This window comes from Streptomyces lydicus, assembly GCF_004125265.1.
In the GTDB taxonomy this organism is placed as follows: domain Bacteria; phylum Actinomycetota; class Actinomycetes; order Streptomycetales; family Streptomycetaceae; genus Streptomyces; species Streptomyces lydicus_C.
Genome location: NZ_RDTE01000003.1, coordinates 4,038,219 through 4,063,851, shown reverse-complemented (window position 1 = coordinate 4,063,851; position 25,633 = coordinate 4,038,219). Strand labels below are relative to the sequence as shown.

At 71.0% G+C, this 25,633-nt stretch carries 22 protein-coding genes; 5 read left to right on the top strand and 17 right to left on the bottom strand.

Annotated features, from left to right (window positions below; genetic code table 11):
- Positions 1–47: 47 nt before the first annotated feature.
- The 14 genes from D9V36_RS20050 to D9V36_RS19985 all read right to left on the bottom strand — a co-directional run bounded on the left by D9V36_RS20050 (position 48) and on the right by D9V36_RS19985 (position 12,415).
- Positions 48–713 (bottom strand): hypothetical protein, encoded by a 666-nt coding sequence (locus D9V36_RS20050; RefSeq protein WP_129294991.1) that lies wholly within the window; start codon positions 711–713, stop codon positions 48–50.
- A gap of 73 nt (positions 714–786) precedes the next feature.
- Positions 787–1,527 carry a hypothetical protein gene (locus tag D9V36_RS20045; protein WP_129294990.1) on the bottom strand — a complete coding sequence of 247 codons (741 nt, stop codon included), beginning with the start codon at positions 1,525–1,527 and terminating at the stop codon, positions 787–789.
- Positions 1,528–1,696: 169 nt separating this feature from the next.
- Positions 1,697–2,206: a hypothetical protein gene (locus tag D9V36_RS20040; protein WP_129294989.1), complete on the bottom strand. Its 510-nt coding sequence runs from the start codon at positions 2,204–2,206 to the stop codon at positions 1,697–1,699.
- 63 nt (positions 2,207–2,269) lie between these two features.
- Positions 2,270–2,767: a hypothetical protein gene (locus D9V36_RS20035; protein WP_129294988.1), complete on the bottom strand. Its 498-nt coding sequence runs from the start codon at positions 2,765–2,767 to the stop codon at positions 2,270–2,272.
- Positions 2,768–2,793: 26 nt separating this feature from the next.
- Positions 2,794–3,564, bottom strand: coding sequence for a hypothetical protein (locus D9V36_RS20030; protein ID WP_129294987.1), 771 nt, complete (start codon positions 3,562–3,564; stop codon positions 2,794–2,796).
- A 178-nt stretch (positions 3,565–3,742) separates the two neighbouring features.
- Positions 3,743–4,435 carry a hypothetical protein gene (locus D9V36_RS20025; RefSeq protein ID WP_206739700.1) on the bottom strand — a complete coding sequence of 231 codons (693 nt, stop codon included), beginning with the start codon at positions 4,433–4,435 and terminating at the stop codon, positions 3,743–3,745.
- Between the two features lie 26 nt (positions 4,436–4,461).
- Positions 4,462–4,941: a hypothetical protein gene (locus tag D9V36_RS20020; RefSeq protein WP_241720948.1), complete on the bottom strand. Its 480-nt coding sequence runs from the start codon at positions 4,939–4,941 to the stop codon at positions 4,462–4,464.
- 33 nt (positions 4,942–4,974) lie between these two features.
- Positions 4,975–6,474: an ATP-binding protein gene (locus D9V36_RS20015; protein WP_129294986.1), complete on the bottom strand. Its 1,500-nt coding sequence runs from the start codon at positions 6,472–6,474 to the stop codon at positions 4,975–4,977.
- Between the two features lie 26 nt (positions 6,475–6,500).
- On the bottom strand, positions 6,501–6,953 hold the full coding sequence (locus tag D9V36_RS20010; protein WP_129294985.1) for a DUF6238 family protein: 453 nt from the start codon (positions 6,951–6,953) through the stop codon (positions 6,501–6,503).
- Positions 6,954–6,988: 35 nt separating this feature from the next.
- A complete protein-coding gene (locus tag D9V36_RS20005; protein WP_129294984.1) occupies positions 6,989–8,461 on the bottom strand; it encodes an SCO6880 family protein in 1,473 nt (490 codons plus the stop codon).
- Between the two features lie 146 nt (positions 8,462–8,607).
- Positions 8,608–9,924: an SCO6881 family protein gene (locus tag D9V36_RS20000; RefSeq protein ID WP_241720947.1), complete on the bottom strand. Its 1,317-nt coding sequence runs from the start codon at positions 9,922–9,924 to the stop codon at positions 8,608–8,610.
- Positions 9,925–9,951: 27 nt separating this feature from the next.
- Positions 9,952–10,626: a hypothetical protein gene (locus D9V36_RS19995; protein WP_129294983.1), complete on the bottom strand. Its 675-nt coding sequence runs from the start codon at positions 10,624–10,626 to the stop codon at positions 9,952–9,954.
- Positions 10,626–10,934 carry a DUF6112 family protein gene (locus D9V36_RS19990; protein ID WP_093646278.1) on the bottom strand — a complete coding sequence of 103 codons (309 nt, stop codon included), beginning with the start codon at positions 10,932–10,934 and terminating at the stop codon, positions 10,626–10,628. Before D9V36_RS19990 ends, D9V36_RS19995 begins: the two co-directional genes overlap by 1 nt.
- Positions 10,935–11,269: 335 nt before the next feature.
- Positions 11,270–12,415 carry a C40 family peptidase gene (locus D9V36_RS19985; protein WP_129294982.1) on the bottom strand — a complete coding sequence of 382 codons (1,146 nt, stop codon included), beginning with the start codon at positions 12,413–12,415 and terminating at the stop codon, positions 11,270–11,272.
- Between the two features lie 575 nt (positions 12,416–12,990).
- Here D9V36_RS19985 and D9V36_RS19980 point away from each other — a divergent pair.
- Positions 12,991–13,737: a DNA-methyltransferase gene (locus tag D9V36_RS19980; protein ID WP_129294981.1), complete on the top strand. Its 747-nt coding sequence runs from the start codon at positions 12,991–12,993 to the stop codon at positions 13,735–13,737.
- 97 nt (positions 13,738–13,834) lie between these two features.
- On the opposite strand, the gene D9V36_RS19975 is transcribed toward D9V36_RS19980, so the two are convergent.
- Entirely contained in the window at positions 13,835–14,764 is a 930-nt protein-coding gene (locus tag D9V36_RS19975; protein ID WP_164992989.1) for a DUF5655 domain-containing protein, read from the bottom strand.
- A gap of 1,325 nt (positions 14,765–16,089) precedes the next feature.
- On the opposite strand from D9V36_RS19975, the gene D9V36_RS40985 reads away from it, so the two are divergent.
- On the top strand, positions 16,090–16,230 hold the full coding sequence (locus tag D9V36_RS40985) for a hypothetical protein (protein ID WP_164992988.1): 141 nt from the start codon (positions 16,090–16,092) through the stop codon (positions 16,228–16,230).
- Positions 16,231–16,686: 456 nt separating this feature from the next.
- Here D9V36_RS40985 and D9V36_RS19970 read toward each other — a convergent pair whose 3' ends face one another.
- Complete coding sequence (locus D9V36_RS19970) at positions 16,687–17,472, bottom strand: class I SAM-dependent methyltransferase (protein WP_129294980.1); 786 nt, start codon at positions 17,470–17,472, stop codon at positions 16,687–16,689.
- A 131-nt stretch (positions 17,473–17,603) separates the two neighbouring features.
- Between D9V36_RS19970 and D9V36_RS19965 the strand changes: the two genes are divergently transcribed.
- From D9V36_RS19965 to D9V36_RS40980, 3 genes are all read left to right on the top strand, one after another.
- Positions 17,604–18,740 carry a sensor histidine kinase gene (locus D9V36_RS19965; protein WP_241720946.1) on the top strand — a complete coding sequence of 379 codons (1,137 nt, stop codon included), beginning with the start codon at positions 17,604–17,606 and terminating at the stop codon, positions 18,738–18,740.
- Positions 18,737–19,387, top strand: a complete 651-nt coding sequence (locus D9V36_RS19960) for a response regulator transcription factor (RefSeq protein WP_129294979.1) — start codon at positions 18,737–18,739, stop codon at positions 19,385–19,387. Before D9V36_RS19965 ends, D9V36_RS19960 begins: the two co-directional genes overlap by 4 nt.
- 642 nt (positions 19,388–20,029) lie before the next feature.
- Positions 20,030–22,009: an AAA family ATPase gene (locus D9V36_RS40980; RefSeq protein WP_164992987.1), complete on the top strand. Its 1,980-nt coding sequence runs from the start codon at positions 20,030–20,032 to the stop codon at positions 22,007–22,009.
- 206 nt (positions 22,010–22,215) lie between these two features.
- Here D9V36_RS40980 and D9V36_RS19950 read toward each other — a convergent pair whose 3' ends face one another.
- The gene (locus D9V36_RS19950) at positions 22,216–25,530 is read right to left on the bottom strand and encodes a right-handed parallel beta-helix repeat-containing protein (protein ID WP_129294978.1); all 3,315 of its coding nucleotides are present in this window, start codon (positions 25,528–25,530) and stop codon (positions 22,216–22,218) included.
- Between the last annotated feature and the right edge of the window lie 103 nt (positions 25,531–25,633).

Below are 25,633 nucleotides of genomic sequence, written 5' to 3'. Positions count from 1 at the left end.
TCTCGTGCAGTTCATGGGGTTACTCCTGGGGCTCGAAGGGAAACGTTTTAGCGAGGTCGGCCGGCGGGGCGCGACGCGGGCGGAGGCGGCGCGGCTGCCGGCGAGCTGCCGGTCGACGGCGTGGGGCCGGCGTGCGGTGAGGACGTACGGGCGGCTCGCTGCCGGTCCGCTTCGGGACTGCGACCGGACGACGGTGTGGGGATCGCTTCGGCGCCGAGGACGTCGTCGAGCAGCTCCCGGGTCCGCAGGACGTTGACCATCTCGTGGTGCCTGGGGTCGGTGCGCTCGGCAGGACACGCGGCGACCCCGTCCACCGCGACCTCCAACTGCTCCTGAACGTCCCGGAGCATGCCGTAGGCGGCGGCCAGCCGGGTCCAGGTCTCGAAAGCCGGGTTGTGGTGCGGGTCGTCGAACGTCAGACGGACGCGGGTCCAGTCGGCGGCAGCGGCGACGAGTTCGGTCAGCTCAGGCAAAGCCCCGACCAGCGCGCCGTTGACCTCCTCGATGATCCCGGCAACTTCGTTGGGTGTGGCGTCCTCGGTAAGGCGGGCGATCATCCCGCGGACGGAGTACGGGTCGGCGGACGCACTGGGCAGGTGCCGCACCTGCAACGGCTTGTCGGAGCTGGGTGCCACGCTGCGGTCGGCGAGCCGGATGTTGTGCTGCATCGCGGAGCCGACGGCCTCGCCGATGCTGGAGTAGTACTCGGGCACGCTTCCTCCTCGTTGATTGACGTGAACGGCCACGCGGCAGGCCGACGGCTGGCGTTGACGAAGATGACCTGGGTCACCGCCGGGGGCCCGAGAGGCGCGGCGAGTGTCCGGTCGCGTTGTGCTGCGCTGTTTCGGAGCCGGGCATCGAGGAGATCTTGGCCTTGGCCGCTGCGGGCGACGTGGCCAGAGCGGCGCCCTGATGGTCGGGCAGCTCCGGGGACCGCGTCCGGGCCTCGGTCTGGTCCTGGGACGCGGTGCCGACCCGGCGCAGCTTGGCCTCGGAGCCCACGAGTTCGGATTGTGCGCCACTGACGTACTCGGAGGCGTAGTCGAACCGGTAAGCGAGGTCGTATGCCTCATTGTCGAGGTCGTGGATCTGCTCGCCCGCCACCTCCAGCGCCTCCCGGACGCGCTCCAGGGCACCGTGCTCGGGGTGAAGAAGATGGTCGACCGCTCGCTGGAGGTCGGTCCCGTTCTCGGCCGCCCTGATCCGGTCCGTGATCCGTAGGAGTTCCGCCCCGGTGGCGTAGGGCCCGAGGGCAGGCACCGGGGGGCTCATCCGTGCCGCGTCCAGGGAGGGCGGGAGGTCGACGTCGTACCGGGCGGCGCGGAGCATCTCGGCCGCGTGGGTGGCGATGGCGACCTTGTCGGCGTCCGGTGTGGTGGTGGGAAGACGATGGCGTCGGCCGTGCCAGTCCGAGATCTGCTGGAAGCCGGCGTGCTTGAGGAGGCTGGCGGAGAGGTCGTCGTTGGCACCCTTTGCCACGACGCTGCCGCTGAACTCGTGGGTGATGGTGATCGGAGGGACAGGCACGTTGGTCTCCTGGGCGTGGAGTTTCGGGTATGGACCGGTGAGCCGGTGGCCCGTCTCGCCAGAGAGGACAAGGGAGGGCGAACAGAACCCGGGGAACCGGGCCGTGGGGAAGAGGATCTGCAGAATCCGCGATTTGGCCCGGCCGGAGATCGCTGGTAGGTGCCGCCACTCATCCCGGGGTGTCCAGGCCGTGGTCGTAGGTGAAGTTCGCGCAGGCGGCGCGGGCGAAGTGAGCGTCGTGGTGCACCCGGGCCCAGCGGCCGTCCTGCCGTATGACGGTGGCGACGATGTCGAGCCCGTCGGCCTGGTTGCGCAGGGCCACCCACCGGCAGGCCGCCGGGTCGGCGTCCGGCTCGATGCCCGTGGCGTCGAGGACCTCGCGCGTCAGCTCGAACCAGTCATCGTCGTCGAGTTCCACGTCGGTGTTGTTGCGGATGGAGCAGTGCCAGGTCAGGCGTCGGGCGGCGGCGTGGCCGGTCCGCGGTTTCCGCAGGGCGATCGGCTCGTCGAGATCCGATGCCAGGTCAGGAAGGGCGACGGTCTCCTGGGCGGTCAGCTCCGGGGACCACGCGGTGAGCAGGTAGGGAGCGAAGCCCGGATCGGTCCGGTGGAGGCGGCTGAGGAGATCCGTGGTGCTTTCGGTGCGCCGGACTTCGCAGTGCAGGGGGTACTTGGGCATGGGGTATCCAGGTCTCGGGCGGGGGGGGGAGCCGGTGTCCCGCCGCAGCGGGACACCGGGCGGTCAGAAGTGGGGGTTCTCGGTCGGCCGGTCGGCCTCGGTGGCGGCCTGGAGCAGCTCGGCGAGGTCGTCGGGCTCGGAGGAGCGCTGGTCGATCCACCACCCGGAGCGGGTGACGGTGCGAGCGGCCTCCTCGATCTCCTCCCACTCCGTCTCACTGATCTCGCCTTCGAGGACCAGGGTGGTGTAGGCGGCGGACAGGACCTGATGGCGACAGCGCACACCCCAGGCGACGGCTCGCTCGGTCCCCTCCAGAGGCGGCATCCGGTACCGCTGCGACCAGGCTTCGGATTCGGCCTGCTCCTCGGCCCGCTTGGCCTTCAGCCAGGCGGCCTTGTCCTGCTCGTCGTCCTCCTTGGCGGCCCGCCAGCAGTCGGTGCACGCCTGCTTGGCCAGCCACTCGGCGAACCCCGCGCGACGGTCGGCCGCCCGGTCGGACAGGTCACGGTCGGCCTGGTGGCCGCAGGAGTGGGCGATCGGCCAGGTGGTCTTCACGGCCATGGGAACTGTTCCTTACGGGAGTTGGGTCAGCGGGTGCGGGAGAACGCGATGCGCGGGTCGACCGGCCGGGCCGCCGCAGCAGAGGTGGCGGGAGAGGCAACCGGAGCCGTGCCAGGGAGGCCGGCACGGGCTGGGCTGGCGGCGAGCGCGGCGGCGCTGATCGGGGACGCGCGGGCGGTGAAGCCCTGGTCGCGCCCGTGGTTCGCCGCCGTTGCGGGCGTCGGGCGGCGACGCGTTGCCGCGTCCTGAGCGAGGGCGGGCTGAGCCGCGACCTGGAGACCGGACCGGTGCATCGACACCGTGGCCGTGGCGACCTTTTCCAGGGCGTCGCTGCGGTCGATGGTGACGGGCAGCGTGTAGATGTCCAGGGCCCGATCGTGCCGCCAGCCGTGCTCTTCCAGGAGCCGACCGCCGATCGCGCGGGCGCGGTCATCGGTGGCCGCGACGATGCCGAGCTGCGGATGCTCGGCGAACGCGACGTCGGGTTCTATGCGCGGGGGGCGGTCACGGGAAGGAGCCGCTTCGGGGGACAGGGAGGGGGCGAACGCGAGATCCACGTCGACCTGGTAGCCGGCCTTGCGCAGCATCGCGACGGCCCGGGTGACGCGGCCCTGTCCATCACGCTGTTGATCGGCCAGTGCGTAGAGCTTCGGGTGATCCGGGACGGGGTGGAAGTCGAACCCCTTCAGCATCCACGCGCTGGCCGCAAGGTGCTTCGGGTTCGCGGCGACGATGCCGTAGTCGGGGTGACGGCCGAAGGCGACATCGGGAAGCGAATCGTGATCGGGGGCGGGCATAGCTGATCCATCCGGTGCTGGCTCGTACAGAGGGGCAGTCGAGGGCCGGGACGGTTCTGCTGGTGCGGGACATGGGTACTCCGAAGAAGGAACGGGGGCCGAGAGCTGTCCGGTCGCGTTGAGATGAGGATCCGGGGATCGGCCGGTTTGGCCGCGCCGCAAGTCGGTGATATGTGCGTCAGCGGGAACGGCCCGGGGCCGTCGGAGTCGGCGCCGGGGGTGCAGAGGGCGAAGCGGGTAGTGCCCCGTGGTTGCCGGCGGCGGATCGAGCCAGGGCTACCCGCGCACGGTCGGTCTGCGAGGGCTGACCGGAATCCGCCCGGCCCGCCAGGTAGTCGGCAGCCCGAACCAGCGCCGGACCCTGGAACGACAGCTCATCCGCGTACCGCCAGCCGTCGGCATTCCGGATCCGCTCCGCTCGGCTCTCGTAGATCTTCCGCGAGCCCGGAAGAGAGGCATCCATGAGCGCCATGATCTGGTCCCACTCGTGCCGGAGCTGGCCTGCTCGCGCCAGCGTGGTGTCGATCCCGCGCAGCCGCCGGAGGTCTTCGCTGATCGGCCCCTCGACGTAGTCGCCACCACTGGCCGTGGTGCGGACACCGGCCAGCACCTCGGGGCCGTGGGCGAGGAAGACCTCGATGTGCTTCCAGGCTTCGGCGTCGCGTTTCACCTTGTCGTCCGGGTAGCTCTCCTCATTGATGGGCCAGCCGTCGCGGTCGCAGAACGAGGCCGAGAAGGCGTTCCAGGGATCGGACGCCCGCTCGATGCCGGCAGCGGCCGAGGCCAGCGCCGGGAGGTGCAGCCGCCAGGCCAGGTGATCGGTGATCGCCGGTGACCGGTCCTCAGCGGGAGAAGTGGGAGAAGTGGACATGATCGTTCCTTGTTCTGTGCCGGTCGTCACCGCGAACGCGGCAGCGAACGGACGGGGGGCGACGGCAGGGGAGCAGGTGCCTCGGTCGGACCGAGGCAAGCCCCTCGTGCTGAGGCGGCCGGGGAGGCACGGGCTGCCGCTGCCGCTGCCGCTGCCGTTCGATGCGAGCCGGGGCGGATCTCGTGAGCCATGCCCTCCCTCACGAGGTGCAGCTCCTCGCCGAGGTCGGCCAGGCGCCCGGCGAGGACGTCCAGCTCGGCGGCGCTGCCGCGGGCGCCGTGAACGCGGCACCATTCCGAGGCGGTTTCGAGCATCTGGTGCAGCCCGGCCACCGTGCCGAAATCCCCCGTGACCACCGTGGAGAACAACTCGTCGAACTCCTCGGGCCGGGCGGCGGCAAGACGGTCGTTCCAGCAGGCCGACAGGCCGCCGATGTCCGAACTTCCGGTCGAGGTGCGGACTTCTCCGAGCGTTCGGTGTTCTGCCCGCGCTACGGTGGACGACATGAGGTAACTCACCTTCAGTACAAGCTGGTTGGGTTAGGCGGCCATGCGGGCGTCGGTGTCGAACAGCTTGCGTTCGGCTGGGTGCAGGATGTGCTGGGTGATGAAGCTGCGGCCTGCGACCTTCCACAGGCCCCGGCCCTTGGTCAGGGCGGAGACGGCCTGGGTTTCGACGCCGGTCAGGCCGAGCAGCGCAGCGGCGGCGGTGAGCTGGTCGGGCTCCTGGCGGTAGATGATGCGGGTGGAGCAGTCGGCCAGCAGACCCTCGGCCAGTACCCGGCCGCGCGAGCCGGCATCGCCCGCCGACAGCAGGTCCGACAGCCGATGGATGATCATCAAGTTCGCGATGCCGAGGCCCCGGGAGAGCTTCCACTGGCTCTGCATCCGCTCCAGGAGGCCAACGTGCCTCATCAGCCGCCACGCTTCGTCGTAGATCACCCAGCGTCGGCCGCCGTCGGGGTCGGCGAGGGCGGACTCCATCCACGCACTCGCGCAGGTCATCGCCAGCACCAGAGCGGTGTCGTCGCCACCGCCGCCAAGGCGGGAGAGGTCGATGGACAGCATCGGAGTGGTCGGGTCGAACTCCACGGTGCTCGGGGCGTCGAACATGCCGCTCAAGTCGCCGTGCACCAGCCGGCGCAGGGCGTGCGCGAGGTCCTGAGCGGCGGACCCCAGGTGTCCGGTCTGGTCGCCGAGGGCTCGGTCGAGGCGCTCGGGCGAGCCGAGGGCGTGTGCGATGTCGCCGAGCAGCGGCACCGTGCCGCTGGCGTCCGCTTCGGTGACGACCAGGTCGAGGGCGAGGTCCAGGGCGGTGTGCTCCATCGGCTGGAGATCACGCTTGAGCACGGTGCGAGCCAGGCCGGCCAGGAGCAGCAGGCGGCGCTTTCGCACTTCGGTCGCCCAGTCGTCCTCGCTGACGGAGGCGGGCCGGGCCGGGGCGTCCAGCGGGTTCAACCGGCCCGGCAGCCCCGGTCCCAGGGCGATGGTGTGCCCGCCGAGGGCCTGGGCCACGGCCGTCCACTCGCCCTTGGGATCGGAAGGGATGTAGATCCGGTAGCCGTGGGCGATCGACCTGGTGGCGATGGACTTCGCCAATGCCGACTTCCCCATGCCGATGATCCCGGCGAGGACCGCGTTGGGGTTCGTGAAGCCCTCGATCCGCCCGTACAGCGAGAACGGGTCGAAGCAGAACGCGGCCTCCGCGTGGACATCGCGACCGATGAAGACCCCGTCCGCCCCCAGACCACCCTCGGCCACGAAGGGATAGGCGCCGGAGGCTGTGGCGGTGGTCATCCGGTGGGCAGGCAGGCCGAGCTTGCTGCCCCGGGCCGAGGAGGGGCCGGGGCGTCCGGACGGCGGGTAGGTCGGCCGCAGCTCCGGATCGAAGGCTCCCTCGGTACGGCGCTTGGGCGGGGTTCCGGCGATGCGGGCTTGGCGGCGGGCCGCGGCGAAGCCGGCGCGGGCGGCCTTGCGTCCGGTGCGCGGTGCCTTGCGGGGGACGAACAGGGGGGAGGCGCTGGCGCGGGTGCGGGGCATGAACGTTTCTCCAGAACGGAAGGCGGTCAGCGGCGGACGAGGCCGGTGAACGGGGCGTGCAGGTCGGCCGGGGTGGTGCGGCGGCGCACCAGGTGCGCGGTGCGCTGGTGGCGCTGGCAGATGGTCAGCTCCGGCGCCCCTTCGGGCAGGCCGGCCTTGCACGCCTCACGCTCGGGCACTTCGCCGGAGCCCGGCCGGGGTGCCGCGTGGTAGGCGGCGTGGACGTGGTCGGCGGCCTGCCAGACGCGGGTGCAGGCGGCGCGGAGCGGGTCGCCCTCGGCCGGGACGAGCTGCCCGACACGACAGGCATGAGCGTCGAGCAGCCCGTGCAGCGAGACGAGGTGGGAATGCAGCGAGTCCAGCTCGGCGCGAGTGGTGACGAGAGGACCGCCCGGGAGATTGAGCGCGCGGTGGAAATCGAGCGCGGCGGTGGCGAAGGGCACGAAGTCCTCCGCGATCGGGCTGGCGGTGCGAGACATGAGGGTGCTCTTTCAGAGGAAAGGGGCGGCCGGGATCAGGCGGCGAGCGCCAGCGGCATGGCGGCGGCGGTAAACGCCTCGGCCTGCTGCCAGGTCAGCGGCCGGAGGTCGAGCTGGGCGCCGACCGCGGCGGTCTCCACGACCGCGCAGGCGGAACGCAGTTCGTCCTCGGAGTCGGCCGAGACGGTCAGCAGGCCGGTCAGGGCGACATCCGCATGGCCCGCGATGAGCTGCCGCTCACGGGACTTGATGTCCTGGTACTCGATCGAGTCCGCCTCGGAGTCGACCTGCCCGCGCCGAGCCCGCTCAGCGGCATCGGCGATCACGCTGGCCTTCTTGCGCTGGACGTCACGCAGCGCGGCGTCCAGCCCCTTCGGCTCGTAAGAGAGCGACAGCGTGCGCCGGACCCCGCCGGTGAACAGGAGCTGATGGAGAAAGCCCGCCGACGTCTCGACCCTGGGCCAGTTCTCCACCCAGTACGTCTTGTGGACGGCCGTATCGGTCGTGATGTGGTCCGACTTCTCGACGACCACCACGGGGCCAGCAGCGGCGGGCTCGGCCTCGGGACGACCGGTGGTGGACCAACGATCCAGCGCTGCGAGGGACTTCGGGTCATACGCCGTCCGCACGACAGCGGCGATCTCGCGGGCGGTGAGCCACCCGGTGGGGGTGAGTCCGGCGGTCCGAGCGGCCTGATCGAAGGTGGAGGTCAGCTGCCCCAGCACGCTGAAAGCTCCGGTCAGTCCGCCTCCGGCCTGGTTGATCAGCCGTCGCGCCGCCTTGATGTCGAGCGACACCGCCACGTAGGCCTCGTGCGGCGCCGCGGCCGGGCCCGCGCTCTGGACCAGGTCGCTGTAGATCGTGCCTGCCACGGGGGCGTGGGGTCGGCCGTGCTCTTCCCAGTAGCGGCGCAGGGCGTCGCCGGAGTCCGGGACGGTGCGCTCGATCACCTGGATGCGGGCGATCTGCCCGGTCCGGGCGAGCGCGGCCAGGGCGCGTCCCCAGCCGCTCACGTTGGCGTTCTGGGTGCCCGGGTCGAGCAGCGCGTAGGCGCGGGAAGAGACCTTGACCACGGCGGTCAGAGTGCCGGCATGGGGGTCGTGAACCGCACCGTATCGACGGTCGGGCGCGGTGACCACACGCAGGCTGGCCGCCGTGCCGGGCAGGTGGAGGAGCCCTTCGCGCGACGGTCGGCGGGAGGGTCGGGTGAGCCAGAGGAGCTGGCCGCGCATCCGGCGCAGGATGTACCGGGTGACGATCGGAACCCAGTCGGCCAGGGCCCGGCCGCGGTGGCGGACGAAGACGAGGAGGGCGATGGCGGCCCACAGGGGGATGAGTTCGAGAGCGCCGACCACGCCGCGGGTGATGACCACGGCGAGCAGAAGAACGCCGGTCAGGCTCGCGACGATCAGCTGTGGGGCGGTCAGGCCGAGCAGGATGCCGCGCCTGCTGCGGTGGGGGAACTTCACGGTGGCCGTGGCGGCTTCGGCCTGGTGCTTGCCGGACATGAGGGTTCCAGACGGTGGGAGCGGGCGGTGGAAGGGGCGCGCGGCGCTCTTCTGGAGGCCATGGGGAGGCTCCTCTGGTGCTCGGTCGGTCGGTCGGGAGGGGTGGGGGCGGGCTGGGTGTGCAGCCCGCCCCCGGATGTGATCGGTCAGGTGCCCGACGGCGGAGGTCCGGCCGGATCGCCGGCGCCCACGTAGGACACGCTGGCGCCCGAAGGCGATGCGCCAGCGACGCTGACCGTGCCCTGAACGGGTGCCCCGGCAGGTCCTGCTTCGTCCTCGTGGGGGCGCGTGATGAGCGGTGGGATGCCGGGGCGCTGAATCAGGGACCGGCCCTTGTCGCCCGGCGCGTTCGGATCCTCGCCGTACCGGAACCGGGTCTGCGGCTGGGGCGGCCCGGCGTCGATGCCCTCCTTGCTGAGAGCGCCGCCGGAGGGGTTAATGCCGGAGGCGACGCCATCGGCACCGGCGCCGGGAACCTGATTCGGCCCCTGCGGGGCGGGGGTCCCGGTGCCGGCCTGCATCGCCAGGGTGCCCGCGGTCTTCGCGGCTCCTGCGGCGACCGCCATGCCGGCGACACCGGTGCGGTGCAGGTCGTCGTGGCCGCCGCCGTCGCTGGCCCAGTGCACGAACTTGTACGTGGCATACGGGCAGAGCAGCACCAGGACCATCACGACGATGCCGGCCAGCGCGTCGGACAGCGCGGCCATGCCGTCGTGAGCATCGGACTTGCCCATCGCCGAGACGCCGATGAGGAAGGCCACGGTCATCAGGAGTTTGGAGACGACCAGGGTGGCGGTGGCCTCGGTCCAGCCACGTCGCCATCGCTTGGCGACCTCCCAGCCGCCCCCGGCGCCGGCGAAGACGGCGAGCGCGACCAGGACCAGGACGCCGACCTTGCGGGCGACCATCACGCCCCAGTACAGGAACGCGCCGATCGCGCAGCCAAGCGCGACGAGACAGGGGACGCCCCAGCCGAGACCGTACATCGCCCCCAGCTCGTTGACCTTGATCACGCGGCGGATCGCGTCGTCGACCGAGCTGTTGGCTGCTTGGAACAGCCCGTTGGACAAAGCGTCGACCACGGTGATCGCGACTGTGGTGAAGGCGGTAGCGCAGAAGCTGAACAGGACGCCGGTCATGGTGCCGATCGCGGCCTGAGCCAGGGCACGTTCGTCTCGCCGCCAGGCCGCGAACAGCAGCTGGAGGCAGAACGTGCCGACGGTCAGCGCGAGCCCGATGGGCAACAGCAGTTCATAGTTGTCCCGGAACCATCCGGCGTTGAGATCGATGGCGGTCGTCTCGTTGACGGCCTTGGCGGCGAGGTCCGCCGCGCTGGCGGCCAGTTCACCTGCCGATTTCGCGATCCACGCCCCGATGCCGTCGGTGACGGCTCCCGCGGGGTTGGCGGCGAAGTCGACGGCGCCGCACACCTTGTCCATCAGCGGCAAGTCGCAGACTGCCATGGTGGTACCTCCTTCCTTGAACGGGGATCAGGGCGCGACGGACGGCATGACACCGACCAGGGCGCAGGGTCGGTGGGGGCGGCACTGGACCGCGAGGGTGGTGGTACGGCTCTCCGCACCGCCGGCGTGCGAGCCCTTCCAGGCGATCGACTGCTTGCCGGAGACCGTGACGGCGTAGATGTACGCCTGGGTGATCGCCCCGGGATCGGACTGAAGGGCCCGGGTGAAGGAGTCCGGGAAGTGCCCCTCGTGCACTCGGGCGGTGGCGAACTGGCCGTTGGCCGCCATCTCCTTCCACAGCACGGCAGAGGGAACGACCTTGTCGACCGACGCCGGATCGGCGTACCTGTCCTCGGCCGTCAGCCACGCACGCAGAGTGGTGCGCAGCTCCGTCCGCGAGTACGCGCGGGTGTCGTAGGACCACAGCGCCGCCGCAGCGGCCTTCCCGAACGCGATCGGGTCATGGGTCTTCGGAGGAACCGGCAGGGCACGAGGCTGGGTGCGCGGTGTGGACGGGGCGGTCGAGGGAGTCGTGGGCGAACTCGGCTGGACAGCAGGGGCTTTGGAAGGGCTCCTGCCATCGCGGGTGAGGTACGCGGCCAAACCGGCGAGGGCGACAAGCACCACCAGGACAGCGGTGCCGAGCAGCACCCGGCGGCGCACTGGGGACGCGCCGCCGGGGTTCATCGGGCGGGAAGGCATCAGTGGACCTGCGTTCCCAGGCCGCTGAAGAACGCCACCACACCGTTCGCGGCACCCAACAGCAGCGCCGCGCCGGCGCTCACCAGCACGCCCTTCTTGCCATTGGCCTCCGCCTGGTGGCCGCCCGAGTGGTGTCCCCAGGCCCACACGCCCGCGCTGACGGCGAGCGAGCCGACCGCGGCGATGATGCCGTAGAGATTGATCGAGCCCATCACGTGCTTGAGTACGGACAGGCCCGGCAGCCCGCCCTCGTTCGGCTTGATGCCCGGGTCGTAGGCGAGCTGGATGACCTGGTCAGCGAGATACATTACGAACTCCAGTGCGATTTAGCGCACGCCAAAGCCCACGGTGGCGGAGCGGCGGTGCGAGAAGAGGGAGAGGGGGAGGGGGAGGGGAGAAGCGCTGTAGGTTCTCGTTTGATCTGTCGGCCGTGGATCGTTCGACCTGGGCTTTTGTCGCTGTGTCTCAGCGACTTGTCGGCGATTCCGTCTCGTCGATCTGTCGAATTCCTCGGACAGATCGGGCATCTTGCTGGGCCGGACAGATTGGTGAGACGCTTGATCTGCGACGTCTTCGGGGTGCGGCGTCTCAGCGACAAAACGCTGAGACAACGACATTTCTGATGAGAACCTACAAGCGCCGGTCAGATGACTCGGCGGGCCGCGAGAATCTGCGGCTTCCAGGACGCGAGGGTCGCGATGCGGACCACGTCGCCGGTGTGCGGGGCGTTGACGACCAGACCGCGGCCGATGGCCATGCCGACGTGCTCCGGACGGGACGCGGTGCCCTCGGTGAACACCAGGTCGCCCGGCTCCAGCGCGCCGACCGAGACCGGCTTGCCGTCCTTGACCTGCGTGTACGTCGTCCGAGACAGAGCGACGCCGGCGGCCTTGTACGACTGCTGCATCAAGGACGAGCAGTCACACCGCCCCATCGGCACCCTGCCGTGGGGAGCAGTGCAGTGCCCGCCCCACTGATACGGCGTCCCGAGCTGGCCGAGCGCCCACCGGATCGCGGTGCGGACCTTCGGCGGAGCATCGGCCGGGATCTTGTACCCGACCGGCACCGCACCCGGCGGAACGGTGCCGAAATCGGTCCCGTCCCCGTCGGCCGCACAGCCGCCCGCGGTACCGGGCGAAGGACTGCCGGTGCCGGTCGGGCCGGACGGAGAAGGGCTCGGTGACGCGTCACCAGCCTTCGACAGCACGGGTTCGACGGCCTTCTGCAGTGCGGTGGCCAGCGGCTCCCACTTGGCGTACGCCTCCGGGAAGCCCGACCGCTGCACCGCCTGAGCAGCCTGTGCGACGGACAAGGACTGCCAGCCCGAGACCTTCTGGAGCCCCTCGTAGAACTTGGTCGAGGCGTGCACCGGGTCGAGGATCTCGTTCGCCGTGCCCCAGCCCTGCGACGGACGCTGCTGGAACAGACCCAGCGAGTCACGGTCGCCGTAGGTCAAGTTCCGCAGGCCACTCTCCTGCAGGGCGGTCGCCAGGGCCACGACCTGGCCCCGGGCCGGAATGTGCATCGCGACGCCGGTGGCCTGGATCTTCTTGGCGTTGGGCGCCTGCTCGGCCGGATCGCTCAGCCCAGGCACGTGGACCGAGCCCTTGTCGCCGCCGTCCAGGACGGACTTCACCTGGCTGGCGACGGCCGCGGTATCCACAGGCTGTGCACGGTCGGTCGAGCAGGAGGCCGAAGCGGTCTCGGCGCCGAAGGCGAGGACGGGAGCGGCCAGCAGCAGCGGACCGGTTGCGCAGAGGCCGACGACGGCGCCGGTGGTCTTCTTCATCGCCGCCGCCGTTCACCAACGCGGCGGCGGTGGCCGGGTGCCGGTGGCGGGTCGGGGCGTGGGGGTATCAGGGCATGCTGCATCGCAGCGGCTCCTCGGTGTTCGCAGGAGACGCGGTGCCGACTTCTCGTGCAAAGCCGCCGGCACCGCGCCGATGTGAATCCGCCTCTCGGGCGGGCCCGGGTCAAAGGAGTTGGTAGCTCCCGGACGCCGGTCTCAGGTCACGCGCGGCAGCCAGCCGCGCTCGTAATCTCAGGCAGTACACCGGCTCTCCTGACGGCATGGGCAACGAGGGGAAACGCGCCTCCCGCACACCTCGCTTGGACGAGATGGCACGGATAAGCACAGGCCAACGGGGTTGAAGCGAGGCTTCTGCCCGGTGACAGGACGAGACAGTAGACCGGGATTCCGGCCGCACCAAACGACCCCCGGGCCCCACCCGGAGCGCGACTCAGCTCATTAGGTGCGGCCGGAAATCACGCCTAACATCCGGCACCACCCGCCCCGACGAGCGTCGTTGAACGCCGTCCGGAGCCGCCCCCCAGCCCTGCCATGCCCTGAAAGAGGCCCTCCACATGAGCTACACGCTGCACCGAGGCGACGCCCTCACCGTGCTCAAGAACCTCCCGGACGAGAGCGTCAACGCGGTGATCACCGACCCGCCGTACAACTCCGGCGGACGGACCAGCTCGGACCGCACCGGCCGCACCGCCCGCGCCAAGTACGTCACCAGCAACTCGTCCCACGACCTCGCCAACTTCCCCGGCGAGAACCGCGATCAGCGCTCGTACCGAGCCTGGCTGACCGACCTGCTGACGGAGGCGTACCGGGCATCGACTGAGCACGCAGTGGCCATGGTCTTCACCGACTGGCGCCAGGAGCCGACCACCACGGACGCCCTGCAGATGGCGGGGTGGACCTGGTCGGGCACGATCCCGTGGATCAAGCCCGCCAGCCGGCCCCGCAAGGGCGGGCCGAAGCAGGACTCGGAGTTCATCATCTGGGGCGTCAAGGGATCCCTCGACAACACCCGCGACCTCTACCTGCCCGGCCACTACATCGCCTCCCAGCCGCGGAAGGGCAGGGTGCACATCACCCAGAAGCCGGTCGAGATCATGCAGCAGCTCGTCCAGATCTGCCCCGAAGGCGGCACCGTCCTCGACCCCTTCTCCGGAAGCGGATCCACCGGCGTCGCCGCCCTGCGCGAAGGCCGGCACTTCGTCGGCGTCGAGCTGTCCTCGCACTACGCCGACGTGGCCGAGCAGCGCCTCCACGCCGAGCTGACGAAGGACGACTTCACCCTGGCCGGACCGGAGGCGTGACCATGAGAGCGGAGAGCCCAGAGCCAGCGGGCCGCAGACGCCAAAAGGGCGGCTGGAGCATCGAGTAACCGATGCCTCAGCCGCCCTTCTCGTTGCGTCAGGCCGCCTCGAACGCCCGCCTGATCAGCGGCGCCGCCTTCTCCAGGCTGGCCGCCGAGACGAGGCGCACCTCCAGGTCCCCGGTCCCGAGGTGCCCGATGCCGCGCATGTCCCGCGTGAAGCCCTCCTCCATCGTGACGGTGTCCGGGTCGAGTCTGAGATAGACCAGGATCGCCTCGTGCTTCGGACGGAAGATCACCGATGCCACGTTCACCAGTCGTCGGTAGGCGATGTAGTGCCGCAGAGGCGCCACCTCGACCTCGCCCCACGCCGTCAGAGCGTCGTCCAGCTCCGCGTACAGGTCCCGCAGACATTCCGGAACGAGGCCGGCACCCGCTGGCGGAGGCGCCACCGGTGCCGCTGGCGAGCTGCCGACCACCGTCTCTCGGCTTCGCCGAGACGAAGCGGGGTTCGGGAAGCCGGGCGAGGAGTCGACGAGCAGCAGGGACAGCAGGCCGCCCTCGAAGATCCGGTAGCGCACCAGGTCGACCCGCTCGGGCAGCCGCTGCACCGCCACGCGGTCGTGATGGGAGAAGCCGGCCGCGATACAGACCATCCGCGGCCGACGCCAGTTGATCGACTCGGCAGCCTCCGCGCCCAGCACCTTCCGTACGAGCGCCTCGAACTCGTGGTGCGCCGAATCCAGCCAGGACAGGTAAGAGACGGCCTGCGACAGCACCCCGCTGTCGGAGCCCTTCTTGAACTCGATCACCACCGGGCTGCCGTTCTCGTCCAGGCCCAGCGTGTCGATCCGCCCCCGGTGCCACGGACCGGTCGGGTACTCCGACGCCAGAAACCGGACACCGAGCATCTGCTCCATGCTGGCCTCAACCCGCCGCTGCAGCTCCACCTCCAGCGCCACCGTCGAACCGGACAGCTCCACGTCCCGCCCATGCACGTCCCGCCGGAACAACATCAGCTCGGCCACCAGCCAGCGCCCCCTTCCCGTGATCTCTGCAAGAAGACCAATCGACGGAGAGCCCGGAGTATTCCGCTTCGCCGGAGCGTCGGCTTCTGCAGCGCCATGCGCGCGTTGAGTGCGTGTCCCTCCGCCCCACCAGTAGGTCGGCCATGGGGGCCGGTTGCGGATCGGTGACCAAGCTGTGGCTGAGGGCTCGGGACAGGGCCCCCTCTGCGCCTGCGGGATATACCGGAAGCCGCTTTTCCGGAAGAAGCTGGTCCTGGTGTTCGCCGTGTCGGCGCGGAAGTCTATCTGCGGGTGCCGGTTCGGCCGCTGTTGACAGATACGCCAGTTTCGATGAGCTTCACCGGATGCACTGCAGGTCAGCGCATAGAGGAACCCCCGGCTCCTGTTAGAGGAAAGGGGTCTTCCTGGTCTTCTGCTTCCGGCCCGGGAAAGCTGGTCGAGCACAACAGCCCGGCATCTGCGGGCTGTTGTCGTCCTGCCTGTGTTGGTCGAACTGGAGGATGTCAGATGCTCGTCCGAGGTGGTAACGCGCAGGGGCGGCTTCCGGCCTGCCTGGCCATTGGCCAACGGTCGCCCGCGCGAGCTGGAGGAGAGCGCGGCAAATCATACCTAGTCGGTCAACTTCGCGATCACCGCAGGTGGAGACGTTCTCGGTCGAGGTCCGGATCTGGCCCGCCTCGGGCCGTGCTGCTGCATATTGACCAAGCGGCAAAGGGACTGCTTCGGCTCACCAGACGGGAGACCTCTGCATGCGATGCGTTTCGGCCAACTGCCCAGACGGTCAAAACCCCCTCTCGGCTGAAGGAGCACCGGAAGAGCGCCAGGTCATTGACCTGCGTGTATTCACTAATGTACCCACGCAGCCTGCGTGCGCTAACCCCTTGAGCGTCATGGCGGCGCCGGATTTCGACGGCCTGATCTGTCCGCCCCGGGCTGCGGCACTACGGTCCTGGGTGGTGGCTGCCGCCAGGCCCGACTGCGAGTTGCTGCTCGCCAGCCTTGAAAGCCCTCAATCAGCAGAAGGGAGGGTCGTGTTGAGCGTAGCCATCCGACTTCCGATCACCCTGTCGCACTTCGCCGGCCACTCCGCCCGCCGTAATACCAGCCTGACCGTCCCCACCGGGGCATGAAGGCGACTTCGGCCGACTGACCCCTCAGTACGCCGCCGGACGGCCTGGTCTGCTGGCTCGAACGCCCCAGGCCGACCGCATCCACGAATTTGCCGACCGCCCCTGAACAGACAAGCAGGTCCGGCGTGGGCCGAAGGTTCCTAGGCCGCCCAGCCCCCGCCGGACCAACAGCACCCCGAAGAATGGAGCACCACCATGCACAGTATCCGCCGCGCCCTGCAGTGGATCGCCCGCCGCTGCACCGCCCTGCTCTCCAGCGCCCTGCGTGGCGCCGCCTACGCGACCGGCGCCGGCCTCGTCGGCCTCGCCTTCTACCTGATCCAGCAGCAGCTCTGAACAACCGGCGACCCGAGGCCGGACGCCGAAGGCACCTCAGCAGGCCACTCGGCCCCAGGCCACGCCGCCAGGCCATCGCCTGTTGGATGTCGACAAGCGCGTGGGCTACGGTGACCGAACGAGACTCCGTGGTGCCAGCGTGTCAGCGGAGGGTCGCCACGTGCTGAGTACTGACGTCCGCCGGTGGACAGCCGGTGGACAGACGCCTTTGGACAGCGCAGCACGGGGTAGCACGGCCTAACCTGGTGCACCTGCTCTGATCAGCGGAAACGTCACGAGGCGGCACCACGTAGCACCAGGCAACATGACTGCTCACGGTCTCGTAATGCGTAGGTCTCGGGTTCGAATCCCGAAGGCGGCTCCGTGGAAGCCCCAGGACTCACTCGCCGTGACCTGGGGCTTTTGCTTTTACCGGATGTGGCGGCACCGCCGTCAGCAGGTCGTCGGGCGTCATCGTCATCGCCGGACGAGGGAATCCGGGTCCGCTACGTCGGCACCCGGCTGGGGTGTCCTCAGGTGCGTCACCCGGGCGGGCGGCAGGTTGCGCCAGGCGACGCTGCCGCCGTCCCCGCCGCCGTCCCCGCCGCCGTAGCGGGCGGAGAAGTCGGCCAGTACGGCCGCCACCGCGCGGTACCGGGTGGCCTCGGTGCGCTGGGCGAACAGGGTCCGTAGGGACAGCGTGCCGAGATAGCTGAAGTAGGTCAGATGCCCGCCGGGGACCAGTGCGGCCATGTACCGCTCCAAGAGGGAACGCACCATGTCGGGGGAAAAGTTCATGAAGGGCAGACAAGAGACGATCACGTCGTAGCTGTGCACGGGCAGCGGTGTGTGGCAGATCGACTCCGGGACGATCCGGATCCGGTCGGACGCGGCGGCCAGCACCGGGTCCGTCTGCAGTGCCTCGGTCAGCAGCCGTACGAACCGGGGGTTGACCTCAACTGTGTCCAGCCGGTCGCCCGGCCCGATGCGCTCGGCCAGCGCGCGGGTGACCGTACCGGTACCCGCGCCGACCTCCAGGACACGCAGCGGGCTGCGGCCGCCGGGGGCGGGCAGCGGCGCGGCGAGCCGCCGGGCGAGCGGGGAGCCGCTCGGGGCCACAGCGCCGGTGGTGTGTCTGGAACGGGCGGCCTCCCGGAAGAACGCGAAGGCGTCACTGCGCTGCCGAGGGCTGGTCGGGCCGGTCGGGGCGGTCGGGGCGGTGAGCGCGGGAGCGGTCGCGGTAGGAGCCGGTGTCTGGTTCATGCTCACCACGCTAGGAAGCGGCCGAACCTGTTCCATCGGCCGTTCCGCTGCGGCCACCCCGTACGAAAGTAGGGGATGACAACCGCCAACTAGCCGAGGTGGAACAGGCGTTGCGAACCTACGCTGGTCTGGTGAACAAGGAGAGGGGCCGGGCCTGGCCGTGGTGGGCCGAGGCGCTGATGACCTGTGTCGTCGGAGCGGCAGCGGTGCAACAGGCGTATGTGGGTGCGGGGGGCACGCTGCTCAGCCCCCGCGTCGGGTTGGCCGTGGCGCTGACTCTCCCGGTCCTGCTGCGGCGCCGCAAGCCGGTGCTCGCAGTAGTGAGCACCACGGTCGGCGCGGTGCTACTGGGATCGTTCTTCCCGCTACTGGTCGTGGTCTTCCATCGCGCTTCCCGGGGCCGGTTCGTCTTCGAGGGGCTGTGCGTGGTGGCCGCGATGGTCGGCAGTTCGCTGGCGCATCCGGGGAACAGCCTGTGGCTGACCCGTAAATACGGGCCGCTGGCAGTGCTGCTGCTCGCGGTGGTCATCGGACTGTGGGCCGGCAACCGCCGCCGGCACGTCGCCGCGCTTGCCGAACAGGTCAACCGTCTGCAGGTGGAGCGCGAACTCCGCTCCGAGCAGGTCAGGTTGGAGGAGCGCACCAGGATCGCTGCCGAGATGCACGATGTGCTCGCCCACCGGCTCACGGTCATCGCCCTGCACACCGGTGCTCTCAAGCGGCGGGCCGCCGACCTTCCCGAGCCGGTGGCCACCCGGATCGGTTTGCTGCGCACCGCGTCCACCGACGCGCTCGGCGATCTGCGAGACGTGCTGGGTGTGCTGCACGGCCACGACTCCGGGGAGAGGCCCGCCTCACGGGCACCCGGTCTGCCGGCACTTTCGACGGTGATCGACGAGGCGCGGGCGGCCGGACAGCAGATCGAAGCGGTCGTTGAGGGCCGCCCCGACTCCGTCCCGGCCAGTCATCGGCTCGCCATTCACCGACTTGCGCAAGAGGCCCTGACCAATGCCCGTAAGCATGCCGCCGGAGCGACCGCACACCTTGAGGTGCGCTACGGTCCGCCGCAGTCCACCGTGGTGATCCGAAACCCGGCCGGTGTCTCGTCCGAGGCCGCGACCGAGGGCTCCGGCTATGGCCTGGTCGGGCTGGCTGAGCGAGTCGCCGCGCTCAACGGCCGTCTGGAGTACGGTCCTACGGGATCGGGAGGCTGGCGGGTGGCCGCCACCATCCCGCTCGACGACCTGCGCAGCAGGGGAGTGGCGTGATCCGGACGATGATCGTCGACGACGACGGCCTGGTGCGGCTGGCGCTCTCCGACATCCTGGAGGATGCCCCCGGCATCATCGTCGCCGCACAGGTTTCCGACGGCCGGGAAGCCGTCCAACAGGCCACCGTGCAGCGCCTGGACGTGGTGCTGATGGACGTGCGGATGCCCCACATGGACGGAATCGAGGCCACCAGGCGGATGAGCGCGCTGCCTGAGCCGCCCAAGGTCGTGATGCTCACGACGTTTGACCTGGACCAGTACGTCTACGACGGGCTGGCCGCCGGCGCGGTCGGCTTCCTGCTGAAGGACAGCGACCCTGCGGAGATCATCCGGGCCGTCGAGGTCGTCGCCGACGGGCAAGCGATGCTGCACCCCTCTGCTGCCCGACGACTCATCGCGCACCATCACCACATGGCGCACGGCGCCTCGGCCGCTGCCCGAGCCCGGATGGAGCGCTTGACGCCGCGCGAGACCGACGTGCTCAGGCTCCTGGCCGGCGGCGCGTCCAACGCTGAGATCGCCGCCGGGCTGGGCATGCGGGAGAGCACGGTGAAGGCGCACGTCAGCCGAATTCTGGCCGCCCTTGAGGTGGGCAACCGGGTGCAGGCTGCGCTGTGCGCCAAGGACGCCGGGTTGATGCGCTGAAGCCGCCGCTGGCCATCCTCACGCTGCCGTCGCAGTATGAGGTCGCCAGCCGGTTGCGGGCCACCCGAAAGTCGCCCGGTCCAGATCGCCGGCAGGGCTGCTGCAGGAGTGGCGGGAACCCGAGAGGACGACACCGGATACTCGCCTGCGGGTGCGTGTTCCCGGCCAGGCGGCCGCCGCCTGGTTCTTCGGGTTCGCCTTGGTGTCTGTGCTGCTCACGCCGGTGTTAACCGGACGTTAGCAGTGCGGCAGCCGTGCGATAGCGGTTCCGGCCAGGGTGGGTGACGTACCGAGGAGACTGCGACACCCAACTGCCCCCGGGGGCCCGAAATGAGCTCAAGCGTCACTGGCCCGCCGCTCGTCGCCGTACCCTGCGCGCTGTCGGGTCGCGGGGCCCTTGAGGCGGTGTTCGGCCGGCTCGTCAACGCGACTCCGACTGGCCCCGGTTCGCGAGTGGGGTGTGGAGATCAGGCGATGTGGGGTGGGCGGGTGCGCGGGGCGGCGGCCGGCTGCGACATCGTCGGCGTCCTCGGCGTGCACGCCGGCGGCAACCAGCGGTTCAGCGGGTAGACGATGCGGACACCTCCCTCACCCCTACCGGTCGACTCGCACGGGGACGCGCTGGCGGCCGTGCGGAAAAGGGTGTTCACCGGCAGAGCCGCCGAACTGCGGCTGCTGCGGGAGCTGCTGCTCAGCGACCGCCGGAGCTGCTTCGTGGTGTGGCTGCACGGCATGGGCGGCATGGGCAAGAGCACCCTGCTGCGCCGGTTCGCGGACGAGGCGACGGCGCACGGCAGGACCGCCCGCTGGGTCGACATGCGGGGCACGGAGCCGACGCCGGAGGCGTTCTTGGCCGCGCTGGAGGCGCAGGGCCCGCTGGAGGAGGCGCAGGTGCTGCTGGTCGACTCGGCGGAGGCGCTGGGCGGGCTGGAGCACTGGCTGCGCGATGAATTCCTGCCGCGGATGCCCGCGCATGTGCTGGTCGCGGTCGGAGGCCGGCGGCCCCCGTCGGCCGAGTGGCGCGCCGACGCGCAGTGGTGGCACGCGCTGCGCAGTGTGGAGCTGGACGGCATGGACGACACCGAGGCCGCGCAGCTGCTGCACCACCGGGACGTGTCCGGGCCGGCCGTCTTGGACCTCGTACGGGCCGCACACGGAATGCCGTTGGCCCTGGCGCTCTTCGCCGACGCGCGGGAGCGTGTCACGCGGGCCGGGGAGCCGTACCGCGGCTGGGAGTTGGGCGATTCCCCCGACGTGGTGCGCGAGTTACTGCGACTGCTGCTGCGGGAGACCCCCTCGCCGGACCGGGCCGACGCGCTCCGCGTGCTGGCGCTGGCCCGGGTGACCACCGAGGAACTGGTGCGGCACACGCTGGAAGTTCCGGTGGCCGAGGCCCGGGCGCTGTGCGCCTGGCTGAGCGGACTGTCGTTCGTGCACAGCACCGCTGACGGCCTGGTCCCGCACGAACTGGTGCGGGAAGCGCTGGTGGCCGATCTGCGCTGGCGCGGCCTGGAGACGTACGAGCGGCTCTTCCGCCGGCTGCATGCGCACCTGGCCGAGCGGCTGGCGGAGCGCGGAGGCGGCCGCTGGGTCTTCGGTGCGGGGCTGGCCTACCTGGGCCGGACCAACCGGATCGCGCGGGAGGCGGTGGACTGGCACGGTGCGGACCGTCTGCAGCTGCGGGCCGCCCGTCCGGCGGACCTGGACGAGGTGCTGGCCTCGATCGAGAAGGAGCACGGCTGGGCGGCAGGCCGCCTGGCCCGCCAGTGGTGGGACCACCAGCCGGCGGCCTTCATCGTCGCGGAGGACGGCCGCCGCCGGATCACCGGCGTGCTCGTCGCGCCCTGCCTTGAGGCCGGTGCCACCGGGCTGCCCGACGATCCGGTGGCGCACGCCGCGCTGGAGCACGCGGCCGAACGGTCGCCGCTGCGGCGCAGTGAGCGGCTGCTGCTGGGGCGTTGGAGCACCGGCGGCGCGGCGGTGGCCTGCGGCGCGTTGACCACACTGTGGGCGACCACGCCCGGCCTGGCGATGAGCTGGACGTGCACGGCGCAAGGCCAGCGTGCGCTGTCGTCGCTGCTGGAGCTGTACGGGCAGCAGCGCACGGCCCCGGTCGACGGGCCGGATGGCGAGCGGGTGTCGCCGTTCGTGCAGGACTGGCGCAGCGCACCCTTCGACCGCTGGGCCGCGGCGCTGCGCACCCGGCTGCTGGCCGACGAGCCCTCGGCGATCCCCGCGCCGGTCACCGACGGGGCGGCTCCCGTCATGCCGTGGCCGCAGTTCGCGGATGCCGTCAAGCACGCCTACCGCAGCGCGCTGAATCCGCGGCAGCTCGCGGAGAGTGCGCTGCTGGGGACCCGGCTGGTGGCGCCCGGCGCGGACGCGGCGGCGCTGCGCGCGGTGCTGACCGAGACCGTGGCGCAGTTGCGTGCGCTGCCCGGACAGCGGCAGTTGGGCGACGTTCTGGAGATCACCTATCTGAACGGGCCGCGCAGCCAGCAGGCCGCGGCGAGCCGGGCGTCACTGTCCTTCAGCACCTACCGGCGCCGGCTGTCCGCCGCGCTGACGAGGGCCGCGGAACTGCTGCGCGAGCGCGAGCTGTACGGGTCGGTACCGCGGTGAGGCCGCACCCGGCCCGGGGTGAGGCCGCACCCGGCCCGGGGCGGGGCTGCGCGCACCGGTGAGCAGCGGCTGAACCGGTTCTGAGCAGGTTCGTCATGGTTCGAATGGCCTGAATGGCCTGAGTGGTCTGACCTGGTCGCGGCCGGGCGCAGGCTTCCTGACCTCGGGAGTGCCCGGCACGGGCCGGCCGGTAGTCAGCCCGTCGGTCACCCCGTCGTCAGCCGGGCCTCCTGGGGCAGGTCCGTGGGCAGCAGCAGCCGCAGGTCGTCCAGGCTGGGTGCGGCGATCGCCCCGATCCGGCGGGCCTGGCGCGTCATCATCGCCTCCAGGGTCTGCCGGGAGGTGCGGGCGTTGCCGAACGAGCGGTCGCGCGGCAGCCGGTCGAGGTAGGCGTGCAGCGCCTGAAGGGTCTCGGGCGCGCAGTCGTAGCCGGAGCCCGTCGCGTAGCGGCTCATGATCTCCACCAGCTCGTCGGTGGAGTAGTTCTCGAACTCCACCGTGCGCGCGAAGCGGGAGGCCAGGCCCGGGTTGGAGGCCAGGAAGCGGTGCATCTCCTCGGTGTATCCGGCGACGATGACGACGATCTCGTCGCGGTGGTCCTCCATCAGCTTCAGCAGCGTGTCCACCGCCTCCCGGCCGAAGTCGGAGCCGGCGTTCTCCGGCGTGAGGGTGTAGGCCTCGTCGATGAACAGCACGCCGCCCAGGGCGCTGTCGAACGCCTCCTTGGTGAGCTGCGCGGTGTGGCCCACGTAGCGGCCCACCAGATCGGCGCGGGCCACCTCCACGAGCCGGCCGGAGCTCAGCACCCCGAGGGAGTGCAGCAGGTCCGCGTAGAGCCGGGCGATGGTGGTCTTGCCGGTTCCGGGCGGGCCGGAGAAGACCAGATGGTGGCTGATCTTCGGGACGGGCAGACCCACGGCCTGCCGCTGCCGGGTGGCCGAGAGCAGGTTGACCAGGTCGGTGACCTCCTGCTTGACGGCATGCAGGCCGATCATGGCGTCGAGTTCGGCCAGCAGCTCGGCGGAGCCGCGCCTGTCCGCGGCCCGGTCGGCCGCCGCCTGGTCCGCGACGTCCTCGGGCAGCAGGAGCGACAGGTCGGCCTCGACCGGGTTGTCCAGCGAGCCCAGCCGGTGCGCCTGCCGGTCCACCATCTCCTCGAACACCTGGCGTGCGGCACGGCCGTTGCCGAACCCGGCGTCGCGCGGCATCCGCGCGTAGTGCCGGGCGAGCGCGTCCAGGGTGCCCGGGTCCAGCGTGTAGCGGTGCGCCTCGCACATGCTCTCGGTGATGGTCACCAGCTCGGCGACGGAGTAGTTGGCGAACTCGATGGTGCGGGTGAAGCGGGAGGCCAGGCCGGGGTTGGAGGTCAGGAACGAAGCGATCTCCTCGGTGTATCCGGCGACGATGACCACCACGTCGTCCCGGTGGTCCTCCATCAGCTTCAGCAGCGTGTCGATGGCCTCCCGGCCGAAGTCGGCACCGGAGCCCTTGCCGTCGGACAGGAGGGTGTACGCCTCGTCGACGAACAGCACGCCGCCGATGGCCTCGTTGAACGCCTCGGTGGTCTTGATGGCCGTACCGCCGATGACCTGGGCGACCAGATCGGCCCGGGAGACCTCCACCAGATGACCGGAGGGCAGCACGCCCAGCTCGGCCAGGATGCCGCCGTAGAGCCGGGCCACGGTGGTCTTGCCGGTGCCGGGCGGGCCGGAGAAGACCAGGTGGCGGCTCATCGGCGGGGCCGGCATGCCGAGGCTGGCACGGCGCTGCGCGAGCTGGTTGAGGTTGATCAGGGTGCGCACCTGGTGCTTGACGTCGCCCAGCCCGATGAGCGACTCCAGCTCCGCCAGCGGGCCCTGCGCCCGCTGCTGCCCCGACCCGCTGCCGGACCCCTCGGCGGCGAGGTCGCCCGCGCTCTCGCCCCAGGAGTCCGGGGCGGTGTTGCCGCTGCTGTTGAGCCCCTCGACGGTGAGCCGCTCGGTGGCGCGGGTCTGCTTGAGCCCGGCGCCGCGGTTGTCCCGGACGGCGCAGTCGGTGAGGGCGACCTGCTCGGAGCTGTCGATCCGGGCGCCGTCGCCGGTGCTGCCGCTCAGCTGGCAGCCGTCGAGCGCCGCCCGGCCGCCGTCGGCGACCAGCAGGCCGTGCGCCCCGGAGCCGGTCACATGGGTGCGGCTCGCGGTCAGCTCGCCGCCGCTGTCCACGTGCAGGCCGGCCGCGTGGACGGCGTCGATCTCGCAGTCGCGTACCGTGCCCCGCCCCTCGGATCCGATGTGCACGCCGGCCTGGCCGGTGGAGCGCAGCACGGTGTCGGCCAGCTCCGGCGCGCCGCCGCCCGCGATGTGCACGCCGGCGCCCTCGGAGCGCTCGACCGTGCAGCCGTGCAGCCGGCCGCGGCCGTCCTCCAGGACCTCCACTCCGTGGCCCCCGGCGCCGGTGATCCGGGCCTTGCGCAGCAGCGGGTTGGCGCCGGTGCGGATGGAGACGCCGACGCCGGACGCGTCCAGCACCTCCAGCCGGTCGAACTCCGCCGAGGAGTCCTCGGCCAGCAGGACGGCGGCCGTCTTGTCGGCGCACTCGCGCACGGTGGTGCCGGTGAGCAGCGGGGCGCTGGACCCGGCCACCCGGATCGCGACGACGGCGGCGGTGTCGAACCGGCAGCCTTCCAGGACGCCCCGGGAGCGCTCCGTCACCGCCAGCCCGTTGCCCTTGGTCCGTGCGGTGGCGCAGCGCAGCAGCTCCGGGTCGGCGCCCTGGGCCAGTACGATGCCGGGGCCGCTGGTGTCGGTGACCGTGACCTCTTCCAGGATGGGCCGGGAGCCGCTGGTCACGTAGACGCCCACCGAGGTGTCGTGCGCGGTGGTGCGCACCACGCGGGTGGCGGACCGGCCCTCCAGGGCGATGGCCGGCTTCTCGGTGCCGGAGATGTCGCAGTTCTCCACCCGCCCCTGCGCCTCGCCGTTGGCCAGCACGCCGTTGCCCTGCGCGTCCCGGATCCGGCAGCCGCGCACCGTGGTGCGGGCCTGTTCGCCGAGGACGACACCAGAGGTGCCCAGGTGCTCGATCAGGCAGTCGGCGACGACGCTGTCGGTGGCCGCGGTGTCCACCACGCCGGCGCCCTCCGGGTTGGAGACCCGGCAGTCGCGCATCGCCAGCGAACCGGTTTCCCGGGCCAGGACCGCGGTCCAGCCCGAACCCACCACGGTGCAGCCGTCCATGGCGACCTGGCCGCGCGGCGCGTCCACCACCGGCAGGTCCTCGCTGCCGCCGCGCAGCATCAGGTCGGTGAGCATCACGGCGTCGGCCACCAGCACGACGGCGGTGCCGCGCGCCGGGCAGATCTCCACGCTGCCGCGCTCGCCGTCGGCGACGATGGTCACCCGGGTCTTGACGGTGAGGTTCTCCCGGTAACGGCCGGGCCTCACGCGGATGACGGCTCCGGTGCGCGCCTGCGCCAGGGCCTCGCCGATCGTCGGGAAACCGTCCGTCCCGTCCGGGTCGACCCTGAGCAACTGCCGTGACACGCTGGGACCTCCTCGTTGTGGTGCTTGCCGGCCCCGGTGACCCGAGAATGTGGGGGCTGTGGTTGCGGTCAGAGGGACGCGCACGTGAGCAGGCTACGGGAAC